General features: G+C 41.9%; 1 pseudogene. It reads right to left on the bottom strand.

Annotated features, from left to right (window positions below):
* Positions 1 to 24: 24 nt before the first annotated feature.
* A pseudogene (locus tag H5158_RS22750) lies at positions 25 to 580 on the bottom strand (IS4 family transposase); the annotation flags it as partial.

Raw genomic sequence — 580 nt, 5'->3', positions numbered from 1 at the left:
CTAAGGGATCCCCAAAAATAATTATTAAGTTTCAATTACATCACTCACATCCATATTTTTCCAATCGATTTGCACTACTACCTGTACGAAATAGGCTAGTCCTTCCAAATAATCTCGCCGTCGCAATTTAATGGACTGTTTTTTGACGTATCGCAATCCAACAAATGCCCATGACACTACTCGCCTCCTTTTGGTTGAGTTAGCTTGAAAAGAGCCTGTCTTTCCTGCTTTGTCTATCACTGCGCCCAGCATCATTGAGAACCAATGAGCCAGTGTGGCAAGCAGTAACAGTATGTCTAATCGATAGAGTTTGTTTGTCCTGTGCAGATCTGAGCCTAAGCCGAACCTAACACTTTTTTGATCTCGAAATCCTGCTTCTATCTGCATTCTCATACCATATAATTTGAGCACTTTTTCGAGAAAGTGGTGCCTTTTTGGAAGTGAAGAAACGAGTAGCCAAGGCTCCTTATAACCACGTTTTTTATCTCTTTTTAATAACTTATGCCCTTTGCCAACCAGCACTGCATGCGTGTGATATTGTGCACTTTTGGTCAACTCGGTCGCGCCAAGATACTGGCTC

Source organism: Pseudoalteromonas sp. SR45-6, from assembly GCF_014163545.1.
GTDB classification, from domain to species: Bacteria; Pseudomonadota; Gammaproteobacteria; order Enterobacterales; family Alteromonadaceae; genus Pseudoalteromonas; species Pseudoalteromonas rhizosphaerae.
Note: the sequence above shows the minus strand (reverse complement) of the source record. Positions and strands in the feature narration are given on the sequence as shown.